This window comes from Thalassoglobus sp. JC818 (assembly GCF_040717535.1).
Lineage (GTDB): Bacteria > Planctomycetota > Planctomycetia > Planctomycetales > Planctomycetaceae > Thalassoglobus.
The window spans coordinates 414,670-428,238 of sequence record NZ_JBFEFI010000001.1; the positions used below are offsets into that span (position 1 = coordinate 414,670).

A 13,569-nucleotide genomic window follows, 5' to 3' on the forward strand; every position below is an offset into this window, starting at 1 on the left:
GGATCATCGCCATCGGCCCCGGGGCAGACGGCCTCCTGCAAGATCGAAAGTGTCGATCAGTTCTGAAGATAGGCACGGTCTCGACGAATCCGAGCGTGCATCTGCTATCGCGTTGATTTCACCCGGAAGAATAAATGACCGATGTGACACCAAAAATGGATTTCGACGTCGGGGTGGTGAGAATCAGCACTCATCAAGAATCACATGCCGCCCATTCGCCGACAATCGCTGACCTGTTGACGCCGTCGCGAACGACCTATGCGTTGCAACTCGAAGAGGTTTTGTACCTGCCTGAATCTCAGGAGCAGCAACTACTCTCAGCGTTGACTCCGCAGATCACACACACCGAACTCATGAAGCCGCTTGTCTTCAACTCGATGATCGGTCAAGAGATTGAAGAGTTTCAGCGAGCAACGCGAGAGTCAAAATCTCCCTCTGAACGACGAACTCGCAGGAAAGCACTCAAGACGCTTGAAAATCTGCAGTCGCTCAAGCAGACACTCACGCGCTATCAACATGCACTGCACCGAGGATAGGTCGCAACTCATGGACGAACGTCAACGAGATTTCCTGGTGCTGGTTGCATACATCTACCTCCGTCATTCCGACGCCGAAGATGCAGTTTCCTTGCTGGAAGCGGTTTACATTTCAACTCCGCACGATCGCGATGTCATCCAACTGCTTGCCTATGGATATCTCCAGATCGGAAAGTTTTCTGAGTCCCTTGAACTCACGAACTATCTACTGGGGGGCAAACAAGAGGAAACGACTGGAATGATTTGGCTCCTGCATTGTCGAGCATTGCAAGGAATGGGAAAGCACGAGGAAGCCAGAAAACTCTGGAAACAAGTCCAACAGCGATCCGGCCGCGCGAAGCTGTTTCCCACCGACAATTCGCATTTTGAAGGTCTCAGGTCCATTGATGTCTCCGTCGCTGCGACCTCTCCAGCATTTAGGTAATGGGACCATTTCAACCGCTCATAGCGAAGAGTTTCATTCAATTTAAAGTAATTATTATTGAGTAATCGTCATGGCACTTAAGTCTTTGCAAAACATTGTTCTTCGAGCGACACGGTTTAGCGACCTAATTCTCGCTGGCGTGATCGTCGCCGTGATCAGCTTGATGATTCTGCCATTGCCGACAGTCATTGTCGATACCTTGCTGGCATCGAACCTCGGTCTCGCAGTGACGCTGTTGATGATGTCGATGTATATCCAGTCAGTGTTATCGTTCTCAACTTTTCCGAGTTTGCTGCTCTTTACAACACTGCTTCGGCTATCGCTTAATATCACGACCACACGCCTCATTCTGCTTTATGCCGATGCCGGCCAGGTGATTGAAACCTTTGGCGACTTCGTCGTCGCAGGCAATCTGGTCGTCGGTGCAGTGATCTTTCTGATCATCACAATCGTCCAGTTTTTGGTGATCGCCAAAGGCTCTGAACGGGTTGCAGAAGTTGCAGCCAGATTCACTCTCGATGCGATGCCCGGTAAGCAGATGAGCATCGATGCCGACATGCGTGCCGGCGTGATCGACATCGATGAAGCCCGACAACGCCGGGCTGAACTTGCCAAAGAGAGTCAATTGTACGGGGCTATGGACGGAGCGATGAAGTTCGTCAAAGGTGACGCCATTGCGGGCATTATCATTACGTGCGTCAATATCATTGGAGGTCTGATCGTTGGTGTCACACTCAACGGAATGCCGATCTACAAGGCGCTGGAGACTTACTCGATTCTGACGATTGGTGACGGACTCGTTTCGCAGATCCCGGCGCTTCTCATTTCCATTACGGCCGGGATTATCGTCACCCGAGTGACCAGCGAAGATTCCCCTGCACTGGGGGGAGACATTGGAGCTCAGCTGCTCGCGCAACCGAAGGCACTCATGATCGGGGGAGGCCTGTTGCTCTTGTTTGCCCTCGTCCCGGGTTTCCCCAAGCCACAATTCATTGCCCTTGGAGCGGCGGTGTCCTTCGTTGGTTTTGCAATCAATCAGGCGAGACGGGATGCAGATTCTGAAGACGACAGCCATCCGGTTCCTGCGATCGCACCTGCCGGTCAAAAGCCACCGAAATCAGCCCTTGAAGAAGACGAAGAATTCTCGATGTCCGTCCCGCTCATCATGGACGTTGCTGCTGAAGTCGAAACAAGGCTCAATCCCAGACATCTCAATGACGAACTGATTCGGATTCGAAAAGCGTTGTATCACGATCTGGGCGTCCCATTCCCAGGCATTCATTTGCGTTACAACAAAGGTGTCCCGGCAGAAACCTACCGAATTTTGCTTCAGGAAATCCCCGTCGCTGAGGGAAAACTGAAATCCGGGCATGTTCTTGCCCGTGAGCGAATCGAGAATCTCCAACTACTCGGAGTCGACATTGTCGAGGAGAAGCAATTCCTACCCGACGTCCCGGCACTCTGGATTCCAGATAACGAGCAACAGGAATTGAAAGAAGCGGGCATTCCTGTTCTCGACGCTCCACAGATTCTCACGCACCATCTTTCGTTCGTCCTCAAACGATACGCCGGGGAGTTTTTGGGCCTTCAGGAAACAAAATTCCTTCTCGATAGTATGGACGCTCGCTATGGAGAACTCGTCAAGGAAGTTCATCGAGTAATGCCACTTCAAAAAATCTCTGAAGTACTCCAACGGCTCGTACAGGAAGACATCTCAATTCGGAATCTTCGCTCAATTCTGCAGGCTTTGATCGAGTGGGGACAAAAAGAGAAAGACACCGTTCTGCTGGCTGAGTATGTCCGATCGAGCCTGAAGAGATACATCAGCTACAAGTACAGCAAGGGACAAAACGTACTCGCCGTTTACCTGCTGGAACAAAACGCTGAGGAGACAATTCGTAAGGCGATTCGTCAAACGTCAGGAGGAAGTTTCCTGGCTCTGGACCCGGACACAACAGCCCAGTTTGTCCAAACGATCAAAAGCAAAATCGGTGATCTCGGACAGGCGATGGAGATTCCTTGTCTACTCACATCGATGGACGTTCGACGCTATGTCAAACGGCTCCTGGAACTTGAGTTGCCTCGATTGCCAGTTCTCTCATACCAGGAGCTCATCGAAGATATTTCGCTGCAGCCATTAGCGAAGATCGATGTTTGAGTCAGCTGGTTCTGAACTTCAACGCCTGAACTTTTCCGTGAACAAATCAGTTTGACCATTTGCGATCCTGTTCTTAACATATCGGTCCGCAGACCAGCCAGCCCCATTTGATTGATCTCCCCCCAACCAGTCCTCGAATTGCGTTCAAGGATTCTGTTGAAGAGTCCATTGAAGAAATGTCGCAGGGATCATTCGCTGAGTCATCCCTCAAGCAAGGCTTGACGACGCTGGAGGTCCGGCTGGTTTTCTGATATTCAGATGCGGAAGACCCGACACATCGGTGGCGTTCTGGAGTCAACGGAAAGCTGTCATCCATTTCGCAGCACGAAAAGGAGTTTTTGTGACGTCGAACTCTGTCACTCTATGGTTGCGTGCAATCGAACAGAAGGACGAGGACGGTGCGCAGCAACTGTTCAATCGATACTTTGAACGACTTGTCACGCTGGCGAGAAAGAGGCTCCACGGAGCGACGAGACGCGTTGTCGACGAAGAAGATATCGCGATCATGGCGCTTTACGATTGCCTCGCAAATGTTCGCGACGCAAAGTTTCCTCAGATCAAAGACCGTCAACACTTGTGGCGACTGTTGGTGACCATCACCGAGTGCCGAGTTCACGATGCCACACGCAGACAGACGACGACCAAACGCGGATCTGGACGTGTTCGTGGAGAATCTGTGTTCGTTTCAAATGGAGATGAAAAGCAATCCAACGGCTTGGCAGAGATTCCGGATCAGATGCCAACAAGTGACGACCTGACAGCTTTGTCCGAGGAATTTCAATCGCTCCTCGCAGAACTGCAGGACGATAACCTCCGGGAAGTTGCCAAGCTTGTGATGGCCGGATACTCGACAGCTGAAATCGCCGAAAAACTGGATCGAACACAACGCACGATCCAGCGTCGCGTTGAAATGATCCGCGAAATTTGGGTTGAGTATGATCAACAGATTGAACGTGACCAGGATTCGTGAAACTGCAGGAGTGGGCCAAGTCAAAGCAAGCTTTCACACAATCCAACAACCATTCGAATTTCAAAACTGAGCCTTACTGATCCGTGTTCGCAATGAAACACAAGCTGCTGATTACTCTTGGCTTCCTCTTCTTCGCAGGCGGATGCAATCCGCCAGGCGGCAGAGAACGCGTCCAATCCGAAGTCATCGGTCCTGAGAACGATGGGGTTAGCGAATTCTCACACTCGGAAAATCCAGTCTGGACTGTGCTCGACCACAATGGAGATGGTGAACTGTCAGATCAAGAGATGGGATCAGCGTCTGAGTCGTTGAGATCTCTGGACCAGAATCAGGATGACGTGCTGACTTATCCAGAACTCCTGAAGAACCAGAGCTTCCTTGAGCAAGAACGCCAAAGCTCGACGGATTGAAGTTTCTGCAAACCCGCCTCGCATTCGGCAAGAAAGCTGAAGCTGCAGGCAAGGCCGATCGCTGAAGACCGCAAGTCTGTATCACTCGGCGTCAATTCTCGGCAACAAGCACTCTGAATTCGGCAGAAAACTGTCGCAACCGATCATTTTCGAGTCATGTTTCTCACAGATTGGTTCGAAGATAAAACTGTGTTAAACAATTCCATTTCTAACGATTTTAGGGATTTTCGACTACGGTCCAAAATCTGGAATTCAGGCACTCCCGCGATTCGGTTATGTCGTAATCTTGTCTCGCATTCGTGACATCGCTGATTCAACACTTCTCGGAAACGTCGATGGTCTCAATTCACGTCAGCCAGCAACAACGCGGAAAAGCGTTACTCGTTGACCAGATTTGTGAACAATTCGAAGTTGCAATTCGTGCGGGTCGCTCACCACGGATCGAGGATCTGATTTCGTGCCAGGAAGATGTCGATGATCTCGGAACATTGGTCATCGAACTCATTCTGATCGAGCTCGAAATTGCAAACGCGACTGGGCAACAGGTCGAACAATCGAACTATCTGTCTCGCTTCCCAGATTACTCAGAAGAGATTCTGAAGCTCTTTGGAGAGAACCGGCCACCACAGAACGAGTCTACAGAAGATGTCCTGGAATCTCCTGCCGAACTCCCGGGCTATCGGTTCGTGAAAGAACTCGGCCGCGGCGGCATGGGTGTCGTGTGGGAAGCGGTCGATCTCCACTTAGGTCGTCGAGTCGCTGTAAAACAGTTGTTCCCACGCTTTCACTCGAAACGGGATCACATGTCTCAGTTTCGCCGGGAAGCTTCCGTCATTTCTCGGCTGCGTCATGAAGGCATCGTTCAGGTTTTTGGCATCGTCGAACATCATGACCAGTGCTTCCTAATTCTTGAGTATGTTGATGGCTCGAGTCTCAATGAATTCCTGAACGGAAAGCAACATTCACTGACCTGGTGTATCGACGTCATTCTCAACATCGCCAGAGCAGTCGACCACGCTCATCAGGCGGGAATTATTCATCGAGACTTAAAACCAGGGAATGTCTTGGTGTCTGCCAAAGTTGATCAACGCTTGTCCGACATCCTTCACCGTGATTTCATCGAAGGATCTTCAGCGGGGGAGTCGATGCCATGTCGAGTGATCGTCACCGACTTTGGATTGGCGAAGCAACTGAATTCGGCAGAGACGATCAGCCAGGAGGGGGCTACGTTTGGAACTCCTAGCTACATGTCACCAGAGCAGGCAGACGGTCGATCTTTCGAAGTCACTCCCGCATCGGATGTGTATTCTTTAGGTGCAGTGTTCTACGAAATGCTCACTGGTCGACCACCATTCCGCGGTGAGAACCATCTGAAAACACTGCGACTCGTCTGCGAGGCGACTCCAGTCCCGATTCGAGAATTGCGGCCAGATGTCCCTCCCGAGATTGAAGCTATTTGCATGACGTGCCTGAAGAAGCAGCCTCAAGACCGCTATCCTACGATGGCACACCTCATCGAAGACATTGAGGCGCTGATCAAGAAATCCCGCCGGGCTGAAAACCCTTCCGCCCGATCAGAAGGAGTCGTCACTGAGATTCGGGCCAGAATCGCCCGCCGACTGGCATCAATCGTTGGCCGCTGAAATTGCTCGCCAGGAAGTTCTTCGAATTGATTGGCGCGATCACTTTAAGGGCACTCGGCTGTTTGTTGATCGAAACAGCGACTCTAGGAGTTCCAGTGAAAGCAGCTTGCTCCTGAGCTCAAACAACTGTCAGCCATGAACTCTTTGATGGCTTATGTAGCACCGCAGCAAGTGAAAGAGAGCAGGGCATCAGATGTGATGTGGAAATCACACAACACTCCAGTTCTCATTCGCTCTTCGCTCAGATGAGTCGTCCTGTGTGGAATCGCAACTCACTTCGAGTTGTTTCGACGAAGTAATCACTCGGACAACTCTGGCTGATTGTAGGACCAGGGAGAGCGTTTCCTGAAGAACATTCAGATCAAGGATTGTGACAGGAATCGATGTGTAACCAATAAGTTGATCCTTCTTGTCGTCCAATCCAATCGTCATCACGCTTCGAGTCCAGGTTTCGAAGCCTAACTGCAGAACTCTCTGCAGCAGATTGGGATCGTCACCAATGTCGTTTCCAAGGTCTACGTAAATCCAGAGTAGTTCAACCGGTTCTGCCCCGTAGGCCAGCGTGAGATGAATGTCGTCGAAGTACAGGCTGATCCTGTCAGTCGTATCGAACCGCAATGATGACATGCCCATTTCGTCACCAAGCTCGTTCAGGATTCTCGCAACGTAATCGTATCTACTTGACATAATCAGGCTCGCTGTCGCTGAAGGAACTATGACTTCTCAATTTTAGAATGAGTCGATGTCACGGGATTGGTCATTGCAAAGTCGTTAATATTGTCGAGCTTTGTCAGAGCGAAACACTTCTTTGGTCGGCAGTCGTCTGAATCTAAACTCGTAATCCAACGCACTCTTCCGACTCGCTGAATTCACTGGGGCTGTCTTCCGAATGCGGCAATTGCGAGACCATGTTTTTAAACAGTGCTTTCCACTGTTTGGACTTTCCGATGAACCTCGCAAGTTCCTGGTCGAGCTTGGCGGCCGTTCCCTGATGTAGTGGAATGAACTTACACATCGCGAGATAAGGCTCAACGAATGAGAAACATCCTCCCTCGATGTTCATCCAATTCAGGTTCATTCGAAGTGCATAGCGAAGAACCTGCGCATTTGATGCTGCTTCTTCTGGCATTGGAGCGGCAACGACAACACCAGGAAGATGCGGTAAGTGTGCTATCGTCAGTTCGACATCGTTATCAACGATCACTTCTACGATGCCATCATCGTCGAGAGCAAGACCGCCTTCCTCTTCAACGCCGATCATCTCGCCGAGCGACTGCATCAAATCATCGATGCTTTGTCTCGACAATGTGACATCCTTGAGGACCATGATGTCTTTTTCAATTTGGTCGGCGTCTATTTGAACAGTCATCTTAATCCTTTGCTACAACTCTCACTTTGGAATTTGTAGTATGGCGAGCTTAAGGCAGCGTCACGCTGATGATCGCTTTGAGTTTGCATTGGTCCTCAAGCGTTCCCATGAACAACCTTCAGATCCACCAGCCTTCTAATCGATATGAGTCGATGGGTTGAAGCTTTGTGGTTCAGGTGGATCGCTGAGGTCGCTGATCAAATCATCAGCGAACTGTTGTTCTTCGTGCATCAAATCATCGATCGTCTTTCGGCAGTCCTCCGGATTTCGTGACATTGCGGCCACGAGAGAAGCTGTCGTCTCCCATTGGAGGGCTTTGTCTGATCCAGGTCGCGCGCTGGCTGCAGTTTCATAGGAATTGACGAGAAGATCGAAGAGCGGCCCTTTCCGACTTGCAAACTCATTGCTGATGTCAAACTCCACCAACCCATCAGTGCGGTCGACGTGTTCAAGAATCGATCTGTTCGAGTTGAACCGCTGTGAAACTTCTGACTGAAAAGATTCCGGTGAAATCTCGTCGCTCTGTGAAGACGTCTCGAGAAGTTTGCGGACGCGAGTCGTTGTCTTGTTGATCGAGTCAACGACTTCATTCGGAAAGTCTTTTTTCGAATTCGATCTCAAATGGCTGGTCACCTTGCCGGCGGTCTCTCTAACTGCATGTTTCGCACGGAAATCGGCAGTTTGCTGGACCGCCTCGTCTCGAAGGTCCAGCACCGATTGCAAATCACTCGCAGTCAATTTGGAATCACTCCGAACGGTGTCTGCCCCTCCAAACTTCCTGTCCCAGGAGTTCTTCAGTTCTGCGAGCTTTGACGGAATCGTCATGGTGAAGAAATTGCCGCATTTGTTGTCGATCCATCGACCGAGAGAACCAATCTTATCGCCGATCAAATTGCCAAATGCCTTCAAAGCATCGGCAATCGATGAATGCTCGCCGGTCTTCCTCTGCAATTGATACCCTTGAAGATGGGGATTCCAAACCAGCTCATGGGTTGGCCCCGCTTTGACCTGCGACGAACTCTCTGAGGCGAATGAATCGGAGCGGAGCTGATCGTTCATTGAGAAATTGTTGAAATCCAATCCTTCATCCAACCCATTATCGAATTCTATGTGAGTCTCAGTCATCGCGACATTAAACTCGTCATAACTTCCGAGGGACGCATCGTCGAAAGAGATTTCACTATCAGTACGAAACCTCATCGAAGCAGAATCATTTCCGCCAATAGGTTGTCCAGACATCCGGGGTAGCCTCTTAGATTTTGATGTAAGATCCGATGAACCAATGTTGCTGACAGCACTCTAAAAACCGAATGTTCCGCTAAGTCAACTTGATCATTTCGAATGATTGAAGACCGTTTACGCTTCGTATGTGTTGACCCCAGTCATTCCTGAAACTGAGGTTCGGTTCTGATTTTCTGGGAGCGGTTGCAGTTGAACCTTGGAATTCAGCAAATCCAAGTTGTTAATCAGCTCGTCATTCCGCCAGCCCTCTCCACTTTGCCCCATCCTTGTCGTTTGCCGACCGGTGGTCATGTCAGTCTTAAATTCAGGATCTTCTGGCGCTGAATGGCTTTGTGCTTTGCTCCACTCCGACTGGACTGACTCCGATGATCGCGTTTGTGCCATCGATTGAGCCACAATATTGGTGAGCGATGTATAAAGCGCCTTCGTCGTCTCCGAAGCAATTTCAGCTGCGATGTCGATCACTTCGGATTCGTCCGGGTCTTCAACCCCATCGGACTCTGTGGATTCCGATGAGGAAGTTCTCGTTTCTGCGGACGCGACGCGCAGATTGTCACCACCCAATGACCCCGAGCTTGTCTCTTTTGTTTCAGGTTGCGATGAGACAGTTGACTGCTCGTTGCCTTCCTGAATTGTCTGATTCGTGTTGAGTGAAACACCTGACATCGCAACGGCCTTGTCGATTCAACAGTTCAAGATCACACGCTGCTCTCAGGCAGCACCGCTTTACAGAACGTTTTGTTCCGGTCGCGCTTGCAGACCATTGCCGTAATTCATCGAGATTTCCGGTATGCCCACAGTGTTGATGCAACCATCAGAATGACCGTTGCGAAAAGCAAACATCTCGGCACAAGCCGCGAATTCATCGATTCACTGCAAGGCCAGCAAACTCACCGCGTTCAACTTGCTGCCGAGAAGATTGAACACTCTGGCGACTCAATACCTGTGTCATTCTCCAACTGAATCGTAATAGAGATGTCGACCGAAACATTCGAAGCAACCTGGGGTATGTCCCCGGAAGATGCCGAAACCTCAGAAACGAACAACGTCGAAGAAAGTCCTCATCATCGTCATAACGATGATGAGAGTTGGGACGCATCTGATTCTCGGCACTCGATCGCTGAAATAGTCCCGCAGCTTCAGATTCCACTCACCTTCGAAGTTGGTAAGAGCGAAGCGACCGTCGACCAGCTGCGCTCAATGAGCGTGGGCTACATCTTCGAACTCTCGACTCACGTCGAAAAGCCTGTGGTCATCAAAGCGTACGGCCAGACCATCGGAAAAGGGGAACTATTGGATATCAACGGACGCCTCGGCGTTCGTCTAACGGAGGGTCCAAGCTGTGGAAATGTTTAACAACAGCAACCCCGTTGATCTCATCCTCGTTTTCTCTGCATTGGCAGTGTTACCTTTTGTCGCTTTGATGGTCACATCGTACGTCAAAATTGTGATTGTCCTGTCGCTGATTCGGAACGCACTCGGAATTCAGCAGAACCCGCCTAACCTTGTGCTTAATGGCCTCTCGATCATTCTGTCACTTTATGTGATGTCTCCAGTGACCACCGTGATGTTCGACGCTCTGAACAGCCGGACGATCGACATCAAGGACAAAGATGGGCTCATGGAAACCCTTGAGCAAGCTCAAACTCCTCTCAAGGAATTCCTCAAAAAGCACGCATCCGCCAGAGAGCAGAAATTCTTTCACCAGACTGCGTTCAAACTATGGCCTGAAGAACAAGCAAAGAGTCTTGAAACGGACAGCCTAATGGTCCTCGTCCCGGCGTTCACTGTCAGCGAGCTGACAAGTGCGTTTCAGATCGGTTTTCTGTTGTATTTGCCGTTTATCGCAGTCGACTTGATCGTCTCCAACATCCTTCTCGCGATGGGAATGATGATGGTCTCGCCGATGACGATTTCGTTACCGCTGAAGCTGTTGCTCTTCGTGACAGCCGATGGATGGACACGCCTGATTCACGGACTGATTCTGACTTACACCTAACCCATCTGAGCTCACATTAGTCGTTCGATCGTTGTCCACGCTAGTATTCGAAGTCTGAAGAAGCGACTTTTATGACCACGGAAATGATTCTGCACCAGACGATCCTGATGTCGATTCTGGTTCTGACAGCTTCGCTCGCTCCCATTCTGGCTGCAACGATCATTGGGTTGCTGGTGAGTCTGTTTCAAGCACTTACTCAAATTCAGGAACAGACTCTTTCATTCGCGATTAAGCTTATCGCAGTTGTGGTGACACTTCTTGGAACGGCTCGCTGGATGGGCGGGGAAATTTACAACTTTACAATTCAAAGCTTCGACCAGTTCGGGACAGTAGTCCAATGAGCGACCTGATTCTGGAATCATTTCGAAGCCTGTTCGTGACAGCTGTTCTGTCTGTCACACGCATGACCGTCGCGAGCCTAACCGTGCCATTCATGGGTGGTGATTCTATTCAGCTTCCGGTTCGCGCGAGCATCATCGCCAGCCTGGGACTCATCCTGTATCCGATTGTCGGACCGACACTCCCGGTCGAGTCACTGGCCCCGCTTGAACTCGTGAGCATATTCCTCAAGGAAGCACTCCTGGGCTTAATGCTGGGATTCCTGGCTTCAAAACTCTTTTGGGTTGCACTGGGAATCGGAATGGTAATCGACAACCAACGAGGAGCGTCGATTGCAGAAAGCCTCGATCCAAACACAAACGAGCAAGTCAGCCCACTTGGGCAGCTGATGCAGCAGGCCCTCATTGCACTGTTTTACACAAGTGGAGGCTATCTACTCTTTCTAACAGCGATGTTTCAGAGTTATATCGCCTGGCCGATCTTCACGTGCTTTCCGACATTCGCGAGCGATTTTCCCACATTTTTTCTCGGGCATGTTGATGACGTCATGAAAATGACAGTCATCTTGGCGTCACCATTGCTGATTACTCTTTTTATTTCCGAGTTTGGGCTCGGTTTAATCAATCGCTTCGCTCCGCAACTGAATGTCTTCTTCCTGGCGATGCCACTCAAGAGCCTCGTCGCATTTATCGTTTTGATTTTCTACTTTCCCTATCTCGTCAATTTCCTGCTGACCGACTCGACCTCCATTGAGCATATCGTCGATTCTTTGAAAGCGGTGGTGAAGTGAGCGAGGAAAAAACCGAACAGCCGACAAGCAAACGACTTCGTGACGCGAGAAAGAAGGGGCAGGTCGCGCACAGCAAAGAGATTTCTTCGACAGCAACTCTTCTGGGAATATTCACTTACTTTCTGGTCGCGCACAAATGGATTTACCAGCAATTCATAGAGATGATTCACCTTCCGGCAAAGTTCTACGGTGTTCCATTCAACGACGCACTGCCACAGGTTTTCACAGGTGTCGCGACTTATGCAATGCTGATCTCATTGCCCGCTCTCGTGACGGTCATCATTGCTGGACTTGCTGCCAACTACTTTCAAGTCGGCCCTCTGTTGTCGTTTGAACCGATCATTCCCAAGCTGGAAAAGCTCAATCCAGCTGAGAAATTCAAACAGATCTTCTCAATGAAAAACTTCGTCGAGTTTCTGAAGTCGGCGATCAAAGTTCTCTTCCTCGGCGTTCTTATCTATCGACTGATTCGCAACTCGATTCCGACACTCGTTTACGTTCCCAACGACGGTCTTGACGGTGTAGTACGCGTGCTTCATCTCCTCATGTTCAACCTGGCCGTTGTCACGACCTTCGCCTATGTCGTCATTGCTGTCTTCGACTACCTGTTTCAGAAAAAGCAGCACACGAAACAGCTGATGATGACCAAACAAGAGGTGAAACAGGAACACAAGGAGAACGAGGGCGACCCGACAATCAAGAGCCGACGCAAGCAGCTGCACCGGGAACTGGCGAACGATCAAGCTGTCAAGAAGACTAAGAATTCAACAGTTCTCGTGACCAACCCAACGCACTATGCCATTGCTCTCTATTACGAAAAGGGAATCACTCGATTGCCAATCATGCTTGCGAAAGCGAAAGGTCCGGTTGCACTTCGCATGATGGCGGTCGCAGAAGAGGAGAACATCCCCATCATGCGAAACATCCCGTTGGCTCGTGCTCTCTACGCCGATGGAAGCATCGATAATTACATTCCTCGAGACTTCATTGAACCGGTTGCTGAGGTCCTCAAGGCCGTCTCTCGACTGAAACGTGCTCAAGGTCTTGAACACTTATAGCGCTGGCCTGAGATTCAGTTGTAGCTAACTGTCGGATTCGACTCAATGGCGACGAGAACGGTCAATTTGTTTGCAAGATCCCATTCATCTCCCCGTTTTCTGACTGGTGAATTCTGGTTGAGAATATCTGATTCTGGCAATGCATGACTTGTTTCAAAATCTGGTCAGCGAATTCGGTCAGGAGTGTGGCATTCCCAACCTGAGCCCCAATGCAGATGGTGAGCTCCGACTATTGTTCGACCGGTCAATTTCCGTTTCGATGATGCCAACATCGAACGTAGACGAGTTGTTGATTTACTCACATGTGGGACACGTTGCGGAGCAAACTTCCGTTGGTCTGCTGTTGCGTTTACTCGACGCGTCTCTGTTTGGACAGTCGACGAATGGAGCGGTTTTTGCAATCGACGAACTGACGGAACAAATCACCCTTCAGCGAATCGAACAAATTCAGGGGATGACTTACCAGGATTTCGAAAGTCTCATCGAGGAATTTGTGAATGCAGTCGAGTATTGGTCGCAGCAGATTCAGGATTCCGATGGATTTCACAGCGACACGAGGGTCGGAACAACGCTCTGCACGTCCGCTCTGACAGCGAAATAGTCCCTCTCAAAAGAGTGGATCAATGACTAA

At 50.1% G+C, this 13,569-nt stretch carries 16 protein-coding genes; 12 read left to right on the forward strand and 4 right to left on the reverse strand.

Going from position 1 to position 13,569, the window contains the following annotated elements:
- Positions 1-134: 134 nt before the first annotated feature.
- From AB1L42_RS01415 to AB1L42_RS01440, 6 genes are all read left to right on the forward strand, one after another.
- Positions 135-536: a hypothetical protein gene (locus AB1L42_RS01415; RefSeq protein WP_367050386.1), complete on the forward strand. Its 402-nt coding sequence runs from the start codon at positions 135-137 to the stop codon at positions 534-536.
- A gap of 10 nt (positions 537-546) precedes the next feature.
- On the forward strand, positions 547-960 hold the full coding sequence (locus AB1L42_RS01420) for a hypothetical protein (protein ID WP_367050388.1): 414 nt from the start codon (positions 547-549) through the stop codon (positions 958-960).
- A 70-nt stretch (positions 961-1,030) separates the two neighbouring features.
- Positions 1,031-3,118, forward strand: coding sequence for a type III secretion system export apparatus subunit SctV (gene sctV, locus AB1L42_RS01425; protein ID WP_367050390.1), 2,088 nt, complete (start codon positions 1,031-1,033; stop codon positions 3,116-3,118).
- 340 nt (positions 3,119-3,458) lie between these two features.
- Positions 3,459-4,088, forward strand: coding sequence for an ECF-type sigma factor (locus tag AB1L42_RS01430; protein ID WP_367050392.1), 630 nt, complete (start codon positions 3,459-3,461; stop codon positions 4,086-4,088).
- A 92-nt stretch (positions 4,089-4,180) separates the two neighbouring features.
- A complete protein-coding gene (locus AB1L42_RS01435) occupies positions 4,181-4,498 on the forward strand; it encodes a hypothetical protein (RefSeq protein ID WP_367050395.1) in 318 nt (105 codons plus the stop codon).
- 299 nt (positions 4,499-4,797) lie between these two features.
- The gene (locus AB1L42_RS01440; protein ID WP_367050397.1) at positions 4,798-6,141 is read left to right on the forward strand and encodes a serine/threonine-protein kinase; all 1,344 of its coding nucleotides are present in this window, start codon (positions 4,798-4,800) and stop codon (positions 6,139-6,141) included.
- A 207-nt stretch (positions 6,142-6,348) separates the two neighbouring features.
- Here the strand turns inward: AB1L42_RS01440 and AB1L42_RS01445 are convergent, their stop codons facing one another.
- From AB1L42_RS01445 to AB1L42_RS01460, 4 genes are all read right to left on the reverse strand, one after another.
- Positions 6,349-6,828: a CesT family type III secretion system chaperone gene (locus AB1L42_RS01445; protein ID WP_367050399.1), complete on the reverse strand. Its 480-nt coding sequence runs from the start codon at positions 6,826-6,828 to the stop codon at positions 6,349-6,351.
- A gap of 142 nt (positions 6,829-6,970) precedes the next feature.
- Complete coding sequence (locus AB1L42_RS01450) at positions 6,971-7,510, reverse strand: type III secretion system chaperone (RefSeq protein ID WP_367050401.1); 540 nt, start codon at positions 7,508-7,510, stop codon at positions 6,971-6,973.
- 135 nt (positions 7,511-7,645) lie between these two features.
- Complete coding sequence (locus AB1L42_RS01455) at positions 7,646-8,749, reverse strand: hypothetical protein (protein WP_367050403.1); 1,104 nt, start codon at positions 8,747-8,749, stop codon at positions 7,646-7,648.
- Positions 8,750-8,866: 117 nt separating this feature from the next.
- A complete protein-coding gene (locus AB1L42_RS01460; RefSeq protein WP_367050404.1) occupies positions 8,867-9,418 on the reverse strand; it encodes a hypothetical protein in 552 nt (183 codons plus the stop codon).
- Between the two features lie 309 nt (positions 9,419-9,727).
- Between AB1L42_RS01460 and AB1L42_RS01465 the strand changes: the two genes are divergently transcribed.
- From AB1L42_RS01465 to AB1L42_RS01490, 6 genes are all read left to right on the forward strand, one after another.
- Positions 9,728-10,108 carry a FliM/FliN family flagellar motor switch protein gene (locus AB1L42_RS01465; protein ID WP_367050406.1) on the forward strand — a complete coding sequence of 127 codons (381 nt, stop codon included), beginning with the start codon at positions 9,728-9,730 and terminating at the stop codon, positions 10,106-10,108.
- On the forward strand, positions 10,101-10,751 hold the full coding sequence (sctR, locus tag AB1L42_RS01470; RefSeq protein WP_367051690.1) for a type III secretion system export apparatus subunit SctR: 651 nt from the start codon (positions 10,101-10,103) through the stop codon (positions 10,749-10,751). Before AB1L42_RS01465 ends, sctR begins: the two co-directional genes overlap by 8 nt.
- A gap of 71 nt (positions 10,752-10,822) precedes the next feature.
- Positions 10,823-11,092, forward strand: coding sequence for a type III secretion system export apparatus subunit SctS (gene sctS / locus AB1L42_RS01475; protein ID WP_367050408.1), 270 nt, complete (start codon positions 10,823-10,825; stop codon positions 11,090-11,092).
- The gene (sctT, locus tag AB1L42_RS01480) at positions 11,089-11,880 is read left to right on the forward strand and encodes a type III secretion system export apparatus subunit SctT (protein ID WP_367050410.1); all 792 of its coding nucleotides are present in this window, start codon (positions 11,089-11,091) and stop codon (positions 11,878-11,880) included. The genes sctS and sctT overlap by 4 nt, the downstream gene beginning before the upstream one ends.
- Positions 11,877-12,938, forward strand: a complete 1,062-nt coding sequence (gene sctU / locus AB1L42_RS01485) for a type III secretion system export apparatus subunit SctU (protein ID WP_367050412.1) — start codon at positions 11,877-11,879, stop codon at positions 12,936-12,938. Before sctT ends, sctU begins: the two co-directional genes overlap by 4 nt.
- A gap of 139 nt (positions 12,939-13,077) precedes the next feature.
- The gene (locus tag AB1L42_RS01490) at positions 13,078-13,539 is read left to right on the forward strand and encodes a type III secretion system chaperone (protein WP_367050414.1); all 462 of its coding nucleotides are present in this window, start codon (positions 13,078-13,080) and stop codon (positions 13,537-13,539) included.
- The last annotated feature ends 30 nt before the right edge of the window (positions 13,540-13,569 follow it).

Excerpts from the sequence above, each read along its gene's own strand:
- AB1L42_RS01415 (WP_367050386.1), top strand. The coding sequence starts at position 135 with ATGACCGATGTGACACCAAAAATGGATTTCGACGTCGGGGTGGTGAGA.
- AB1L42_RS01420 (WP_367050388.1), top strand. The coding sequence starts at position 547 with ATGGACGAACGTCAACGAGATTTCCTGGTGCTGGTTGCATACATCTAC.
- sctV (WP_367050390.1), top strand. The coding sequence starts at position 1,031 with ATGGCACTTAAGTCTTTGCAAAACATTGTTCTTCGAGCGACACGGTTT.
- AB1L42_RS01435 (WP_367050395.1), top strand. The coding sequence starts at position 4,181 with ATGAAACACAAGCTGCTGATTACTCTTGGCTTCCTCTTCTTCGCAGGC.
- AB1L42_RS01445 (WP_367050399.1), bottom strand. The coding sequence starts at position 6,828 with ATGTCAAGTAGATACGATTACGTTGCGAGAATCCTGAACGAGCTTGGT.
- AB1L42_RS01450 (WP_367050401.1), bottom strand. The coding sequence starts at position 7,510 with ATGACTGTTCAAATAGACGCCGACCAAATTGAAAAAGACATCATGGTC.
- AB1L42_RS01455 (WP_367050403.1), bottom strand. The coding sequence starts at position 8,749 with ATGTCTGGACAACCTATTGGCGGAAATGATTCTGCTTCGATGAGGTTT.
- AB1L42_RS01460 (WP_367050404.1), bottom strand. The coding sequence starts at position 9,418 with ATGTCAGGTGTTTCACTCAACACGAATCAGACAATTCAGGAAGGCAAC.
- AB1L42_RS01465 (WP_367050406.1), top strand. The coding sequence starts at position 9,728 with ATGTCGACCGAAACATTCGAAGCAACCTGGGGTATGTCCCCGGAAGAT.
- sctR (WP_367051690.1), top strand. The coding sequence starts at position 10,101 with ATGTTTAACAACAGCAACCCCGTTGATCTCATCCTCGTTTTCTCTGCA.
- sctS (WP_367050408.1), top strand. The coding sequence starts at position 10,823 with ATGACCACGGAAATGATTCTGCACCAGACGATCCTGATGTCGATTCTG.
- sctT (WP_367050410.1), top strand. The coding sequence starts at position 11,089 with ATGAGCGACCTGATTCTGGAATCATTTCGAAGCCTGTTCGTGACAGCT.
- AB1L42_RS01490 (WP_367050414.1), top strand. The coding sequence starts at position 13,078 with ATGCATGACTTGTTTCAAAATCTGGTCAGCGAATTCGGTCAGGAGTGT.